Here is a 6616-nt window from a genome sequence, read left to right as displayed (position 1 = left end):
TGGCGGCACTAGCGCGGCGGTCCCACCTGACCCCATGCCGAACTCAGAAGTGAAACGCCGTAGCGCCGATGGTAGTGTGGGGTCTCCCCATGCGAGAGTAGGGAACTGCCAGGCATCCAACTGCAATAACCCTGACCTCACGGTCAGGGTTTTTTGCTTTGCGTCACATTTACCGCACCCGGCGCGTGATTACGTTCCGTTGAGGTGGCTGAAATGCTTTACTCATTGTTTTAACGCTGCTTATCAGCAAGGAACTTGAGGTAACGCATGGCAGAAAATAATACGCGCTCATCCCGTCACGCGACAGACGCGCAGGGGATCAGCAAAAAACGTGTCTGGGCAATCGTCGGCGCGTCGTCGGGCAACCTGGTCGAATGGTTCGACTTCTACGTCTACTCTTTCTTCTCCCTCTATTTTGCGCACGTCTTTTTTCCTAAAGGTGATACCACCACGCAGCTGCTGCAGACCGCTGGCGTATTCGCCGCCGGTTTTTTGATGCGTCCCATCGGCGGCTGGTTATTTGGTTATATTGGCGATCGTCACGGCCGCAAAAAGTCGATGCTTATTTCGGTGTGCATGATGTGTTTCGGCTCGCTGGTGATCGCCTGCCTGCCTGGCTATGGCGCTATCGGCATCGCCGCGCCGGCGATCCTGCTGCTGGCGCGCATGTTCCAGGGCCTCTCTGTCGGCGGGGAATATGGCACCAGCGCCACCTATATGAGCGAAGTGGCGCTGGAAGGACGTAAAGGATTCTACGCTTCTTTTCAGTACGTTACGCTAATCGGCGGTCAGCTGCTGGCGGTGCTGACGGTGGTGGTGCTGCAGTTTATCCTCAGCGAAGAGGATCTGCGTAGCTGGGGCTGGCGCATCCCCTTTTTCCTCGGCGCAATCCTCGCCGTCGTGGCGCTCTGGCTGCGGCGTTCGCTGCATGAAACCTCTGATAATCAAAGCCGCCATCATAAAGATGCCGGCAGCATTACCGGACTGCTGCGCAACCATACGCGCGCCTTTTTAATGGTGCTGGGCTTCACCGCCGGCGGTTCGCTGAGCTTTTACACCTTTACCACCTATATGCAGAAATACCTGGTGAACACGGCGGGAATGGATGCCAAAAGCGCCAGCGGGCTGATGACCGGCGCGCTGCTGGTCTTTATGCTGATCCAGCCGGTTATCGGCGCGCTCTCCGACAAAATCGGCCGACGCGGATCGATGCTGATCTTCGGCGCGGGCGCGGCGATCTGCACCGTTCCGATTTTGACCGCGCTGCAAAGCGTGCAGAGTCCGACGCTCGCATTCTGCCTGATCATGCTGGCGCTGCTGATCACCAGCTTCTACACCGCGATCAGCGGGATCCTGAAAGCAGAAATGTTTCCGCCAGAGGTACGCGCACTGGGCGTAGGGCTTTCCTATGCCGTGGCTAACGCGATTTTTGGCGGTTCGGCAGAGTATGTGGCGCTGCTGCTGAAGCAGCAGGGCGTAGAGACGACCTTCTTCTGGTATGTGTCGGCGATGGGCGCGCTGGCGTTTCTGGTATCACTACTGCTGCATAAGCGCGGCAAGGGCATCAGACTGTAGCGGGAAAGGGGATTGCCTGCGGCGCTGGCCGCCGCAGGCATTGCGTCAGAGAATACGGCTAATCAGGCGGTCAATACGAATACGACGCAGGCGGCGGATCAGCTTGCGCACCTTCGCCGGATAGTCAGAGATGCTTTCCAGATCGCGGAAATGGCTCACCACATGAGTATGGGTGCGAATTAGCGCTAACTCTTTCTCGCGCTGCTCGGCAAGCTGCTGCAGCGGATCGTGGATCAGCACCGCATTTTCCAGGTCGAGCCGCCAGGCCCGCGGATTGAGGTTATTGCCGGTAATCAGCATCCACTCATCATCCACCCAGATGCCTTTCAGGTGATAGCTGTTTTCGCCATCCTTCCACAGGCGCACCGCCAGCTGGCCGTTATCCACGTAATACTGCAGACGGCTGAGAAAGCGGCGCAGGTTAATCTCATAGAGATAGGGCAGCGCACCAATAATTTTAAACGGCTGCTCGGGCGGGATATAGAAGTCGTTAGCGGTCTTATCGCCGACGATAATCTCCACCTCTTTTCCCTCGCGCAGCAGATGGATAATGTTGCGCACCAGAATCGCCGGCAGGTTGAAGTAGGGCGTACAGATGGTCAGCTTCTGCTCGGTGCAGGGCATCAGATGGAAAATGGTTTTATTCAGCAGGCTGCGCTTGCCCAGCCCGACCAGCGGCGTCACCGTCAGCTCTTCGTTATGCCCGTCGCCGGTAAACTGATAATTGAAGCCGCGCAGATCCTGACGGAACTGGCGCGTTTCATTTTTGATTTCCGGACTGGAGGGGCGCTCTTCCCGATCGAGACGGTTGACCGCTTCCGACTGCTTAAGATTGACGTTGATCCACTCAAACATGGCGTCGGCCAGCTGCGGGTTGCGGATCAGCTGATAGCGGTCATAGCGATATTTATCGTGCTGGTGCAGATAGACGTCATTGATGCTGGCGCCGCTGTAAAGCAGCGTGTCGTCGATAATAAAGCCTTTAAGGTGCAGCACGCCAAGCGCTTCGCGGGTATTCACCGGAATGCCGTAAACCGGAATGGCGATATCAGCGTGCTGCGTCGCCATCTCGCAGTACCAGTCGGCATTAGTGACGCCGCGCGCCGCGCCGATGCGACCGCGCTGGGCGCGATGCCAGTCGACCAGAATGCTGATATCCAGCTCGGGACGGGCGCGCTTCGCCGCGTAGAGCGCATCCATCACCGCGCGTCCGGCGTCATCGTTTTCCATATAGAGGGCGACAATGCAGATACGGTGCTGCGCCGCGGCGATTTTTTCCAGCAGCGTGCGACGAAAATCGGCAGGCGAGTAAAGAGTTGCCACATCCGCAGCGGACTGTGACAGCTTCGGCAACTGTGCGAGGTGTTGTTGATGCTTATTGCGTTTGAATTTAGTCAGCATCGCAGTGCGCTTCTTCTCGGTTCATTGCATGGCCTTTTGCCATCAAATCAGGGTCATAACGGTAAATAATAACATCAACCTGCACTGGTCGGCCATTTTTTACCTTTCTCTACAAGGTTAGCTGATGTCCCTGTGTAAGGGTAAATTCAGGCTGACGATGCCCTCATCCAGCTGAACATCCACGCCGAAACCGAGTTTGCGCGCCAGCGTGATCATGCCGCGATTGTGCGGCATGGTGATGCCGGTGAGCTGCTGCAGACCATGCTCACGCGTATAGCGGATCATCTTCTCCAGCAGCCGTCGTCCCATGCCCAGCCCTTTTAAATCGGATCGCACCAGCACGGAAAACTCCGCGTCGATATTGTCGGCATCGGAAATGGCGCGCGTAACGCCAATAATCTCGCTGCTTGTCTGCTGCTGGCGCACCGCGACGAACGCCATCTCGCGGTCGTAATCAATCTGCGTCATATTGGCGAGATCCTCATGGGTGAACTCGTTGATCTCGCTGAAGTAGCGATAATAAAGATCCTCTTTGGTGACCTGCGCGATAAAGGCGCGCAGCAGCGGTTCGTCTTCCGGCAGAATAGGGCGGAACACGCAGCGCTGTCCGTCTTTTAGCGTGACCGACTCTTCCAGCTGCTGCGGATAGGGGCGTATCGCCAGCCGCGCGGCGTTGTCGCCGCTGAACGGCGCCAGCTCGAGTGTGACGTCAAGCAGGGTAAACTCGCTGCCCGCCGCCAGCAGCGGATGAATGTCGAGCCGCTGGATCTCGGGGCAATCCACCACCAGGTTGGAGACCTGCACCAGCAGCTGGCTGAGCGCCGGGATATCCAGCGACTCCAGCCCGCCGCGACGGCGGATTTTGCCGCTCTTAATCGCCTGTATCACCAGGTAGCGCGCCAGCGTCATATTGAGCGGCGGCAGCGCGACCGCCGCCTGTTTATCCGCTTGCCACTCAACGCCGCCTTCGCCGAGCAAAATCACCGGGCCGAACAGCGCATCCTGCTGCACCACCACGCGCAGCTCCTGTGCGCCGGCGCGATGGGCCATACTCTGCACCAGCAGGCCTTCAATGCGCGCCTGCGGCAACGTCTTCTTAACGCGATCGACGATGGCGTCGGCTGCCTGCTGCACTTCGGCGCCGTTGCGCAGGTAGAGCATCACGCCCTGAACTTCAGATTTGTGCGCGATGTCGGGCGATCGCAGCTTCAGCGCCACGGGATAGCCAATCTGTTCGGCTATCGCCGCCGCCTGCTCGCTCGAGCCGGCAATCCAGGTGGGCAGGGTCGCCAGGCCGTACGCCTGCAGTATCGGCTGCACTTCATGGGTGTCCAGCGTGGTGACGCCGCGCGCCAGCGCCTGCGATAGCAGCTGATGCGCCTGCGCGCTGTCCTGCGTCAGGCTCGCGGGCAGCGCCGGGGTTTCACGCAGCTGTTTCTGATTGCGGCGATACTCCACCTGATGCATAAACGCCGTGACGGTGCCTTCCGGCGTGCGCCAGGTGGGGATCCCCGCCTGGGTAAAGGCGCGGCGCGCCGCCTGCGACGAGAACTCGCCGCACCAGTTGGTTAACAGCGTCACCTGCTTGCCGCGCGGATGCGCCGCGATAGCCTGAATGATCTGCTCCGCCGATTCGGTGGCGGGCGCCACCGCGCTGGGCGCGTGAACGATCATCAGCGCATCCAGCTCATAGCTGCCCAGCAAGATGTTAATGCAGTCGACATAGCGCTGCGGCGTGGCGTCATCTTTCAGGTCAAGCGGATTGCCGCGTCCCACGCCTTCCGGCAGCAGCGCGGCCAGCGCCGTCAGCGTGTCGTCGCTCAGCGAGGCGAGCTTGCCGTTGCGCGCATAGAGTTCGTCGAGCGCCAGCGCGGCGGGCGCGGCGCCGTTGCTAACGATCATCAGCCTGTCGCCGCGCAGCGGGCGCATATGGCTAAGGGACTCAACGGCGGTAAAAAGCTCATGGGTGTCCTGCACGCGCAGCAGGCCGGCGCGCTGAATGGCCGCATCCCAGGCGGCGTCCAGTCCGCTATGGGTGCCAAGCAGCGCCTGCGCCTGATGGCTGCGGCCGCTTTTAATCACCAGAATAGGTTTATTGCGCGACGCGCTGCGCGAGGCTGAAACAAACCGCCGCGCGTCGCTGAGGTGTTCGAGATAGAGCAGAATGGCGCTGGTCTTGCCGTCGCGCGCCAGGAAATCGAGCAGATCGTCAACGTCGGTATCCAGGCTGTCGCCCAGCGCGATAAACCAGGAGAAGCCCAGATTGCGCTGCTGCGCCCAGTCGAGAATGGTGTTGGAGACCGCTGCCGACTGGGAGATAAAGGCGATACGGCCTTTTTCGATTGGCACCGGCGAGAAGCTGGCGTTAAGTCCTTGCCAGGGCGCGAGCAGCCCGAGGCTATTGGGCCCCAGCAGACGAATTTGCCACTGCGCCGCGCAGCCCTTGAGTTCCTCCAGCTGGCTGGCGGGCGCGGAGAGAATAATGCAGGCCTTGCATCCTTTCTCGCCCAGCTGCTGCAGCAGTTCCAGATTACGTTTTGCATGAGTGCAGATCACCGCCAGATCGGGCGCGAACGGCAGGCTGGCGATGGTGGGCCACGCGAGCACGCCGCTGACCGCTCTGTACTTAGGCGTCACCGGCATCACAGGGCCGCTAAAGCCGCCCGCCAGCAGATTACGCATCATAAAGTGGCCGGCACGCCCTGGCCTGTCGGACGCGCCGATAACCGCAATCGATTTAGGTCGTAACAGCGCTTCCAGTCCGCGTTGGCTCATCCCACTCTCCCCTGGTCGAATGGCGTGATTGTAATCGCTTTTTAGCCGCTTTGCCGGTTCGGCGATCGCAGGCTGCGAGGTCGGCAGGTTTTTGCCTGCGCAGGCCGGCGCTAGGTCGTGTCGGCCTGCGAGGCGCAATGGGCGGGATGGTGCGGCTTGCCCGCCAGATAGGCGTGACGGAAATGGTCGAAATGGCGCTGCAGCGCCTGCGCGGCGGCGTCATCTCCCGCCTGCGCCAGCAGCGCGGCGGCGACCTCGGCGGTGCAGTGCTGGCCTTCGCCGTGGGCCTCGCGCAGCGTGTAGCGCGACGGCGCGGTAACGTTTAGCGACATCACCGGCAGCGCATCGAGCCAGGGACTCTTACGGAACATTTTGCGCGCCTCGGTCCAGGTGCCATCGAGCATAATAAACAGCGGCGGTTTGCCGCTCAGCGGCGGCGCGGTCAGCACCTCGCGGCCGGGATCGGCGTAAGAGGCGGGAAACACCACCATCGGCTGATAGTCAGGATGGGCGACCGCGCTCAGCAGCGCGGGATCGGGTTCGGTGCGCGACCAGCCGAATGCGTCGGTCTGCGGCAGAATATCGGCGATCAGCCGGCCGGTATTGCTCGGCTTCATCGGCTCGGTATCGAACATCACCAGGCAAAAACGGCTGCGCGCGCGCTGCGGCTGGATGGTGGCGCACAGGCAGTTTTTTTGCGGCAGCAAACAGCGCTGGCAGCGCACGACGCGGTTGCCTCTGGCAAGAAAAGGGCGAGTGGCGCGAGCAAGGCGTTGCGCACGCAGGCGGAGAACGGCGTTATCAGTCATGGCTTAGCAAGAGAAGGAAAACGCTATTGTAATCGAAGCGCGCGGGAAAAGAAAAA

Annotated in this window: 4 protein-coding genes and 1 rRNA gene; 2 read left to right on the top strand and 3 right to left on the bottom strand. The window is 60.5% G+C overall.

Features of this window, described 5'->3' with window-relative positions:
• Together rrf and B2J69_RS22150 are read left to right on the top strand one after the other, a co-directional pair.
• Positions 1-114, top strand: a 5S ribosomal RNA gene (gene rrf, locus B2J69_RS22155); the annotation flags it as partial.
• Positions 115-267: 153 nt separating this feature from the next.
• Positions 268-1575, top strand: a complete 1308-nt coding sequence (locus B2J69_RS22150) for an MFS family transporter (protein WP_081142448.1) — start codon at positions 268-270, stop codon at positions 1573-1575.
• A gap of 45 nt (positions 1576-1620) precedes the next feature.
• On the opposite strand, the gene pssA is transcribed toward B2J69_RS22150, so the two are convergent.
• From pssA to B2J69_RS22135, 3 genes are all read right to left on the bottom strand, one after another.
• Complete coding sequence (gene pssA / locus B2J69_RS22145) at positions 1621-2976, bottom strand: CDP-diacylglycerol--serine O-phosphatidyltransferase (RefSeq protein WP_081142446.1); 1356 nt, start codon at positions 2974-2976, stop codon at positions 1621-1623.
• 117 nt (positions 2977-3093) lie between these two features.
• A complete protein-coding gene (locus B2J69_RS22140; protein ID WP_081142444.1) occupies positions 3094-5751 on the bottom strand; it encodes a bifunctional acetate--CoA ligase family protein/GNAT family N-acetyltransferase in 2658 nt (885 codons plus the stop codon).
• A 110-nt stretch (positions 5752-5861) separates the two neighbouring features.
• The gene (locus B2J69_RS22135; RefSeq protein ID WP_081142442.1) at positions 5862-6560 is read right to left on the bottom strand and encodes a tRNA-uridine aminocarboxypropyltransferase; all 699 of its coding nucleotides are present in this window, start codon (positions 6558-6560) and stop codon (positions 5862-5864) included.
• Positions 6561-6616 lie beyond the last annotated feature (56 nt).

The organism is Pantoea latae, assembly GCF_002077695.1.
Taxonomy (GTDB): domain Bacteria; phylum Pseudomonadota; class Gammaproteobacteria; order Enterobacterales; family Enterobacteriaceae; genus Pantoea; species Pantoea latae.
The sequence above is the reverse complement of the archived record's forward strand: the minus strand, read 5'-3'. Positions and strand labels throughout refer to the sequence as shown.

Excerpts from the sequence above, each read along its gene's own strand:
- B2J69_RS22150 (WP_081142448.1), top strand. The coding sequence starts at position 268 with ATGGCAGAAAATAATACGCGCTCATCCCGTCACGCGACAGACGCGCAG.
- pssA (WP_081142446.1), bottom strand. The coding sequence starts at position 2,976 with ATGCTGACTAAATTCAAACGCAATAAGCATCAACAACACCTCGCACAG.
- B2J69_RS22140 (WP_081142444.1), bottom strand. The coding sequence starts at position 5,751 with ATGAGCCAACGCGGACTGGAAGCGCTGTTACGACCTAAATCGATTGCG.
- B2J69_RS22135 (WP_081142442.1), bottom strand. The coding sequence starts at position 6,560 with ATGACTGATAACGCCGTTCTCCGCCTGCGTGCGCAACGCCTTGCTCGC.